The 434-nt window shown below is 52.5% G+C and carries 1 pseudogene; it reads left to right on the top strand.

Annotated features, from left to right (window positions below):
- Positions 1–434 (top strand): annotated as a pseudogene (locus tag ACYVTD_RS16995) (RHS repeat-associated core domain-containing protein); the annotation flags it as partial.

Below are 434 nucleotides of genomic sequence, written 5' to 3'. Positions count from 1 at the left end.
AGCGGAAACAAGGCAAACAGCGTGTATGAAAGGCGTTACGCGTGGGATTACCGCAACCAGCTTTTAAGGACGAAAGACAACCATTGGACTGTAAACTACCGTTACGGCTACGACGGGCAGAGAAGGGTAAAATATACGGAAGAGACAAGAAACGAGACGCTGTATTTTAACAATATGTGGCAGACGAGCACAAGCGGGAACGGGAAGGAGTGGCTGCAGAGCAAGCACATATTCGTGGGGGAGAGCCGCATAGCGACGAAGAGCAACAAGGAGATAAACGGAAGCACCGAAGGCAACCTAAGCTTTGAGATGGAGCACCAGTACTGGTATCATAGCGACCACTTGGGAAGCGCGCAGCTGACGACGACGCGCTCCGGGGATTTGCACGAGAGGATAGAGTACACGCCGTACGGGGAGATATGGGTGGAGCACAA

Source organism: Treponema sp. R6D11 (genome assembly GCF_054786075.1).
The sequence above is the reverse complement of the archived record's forward strand: the minus strand, read 5'-3'. Positions and strand labels throughout refer to the sequence as shown.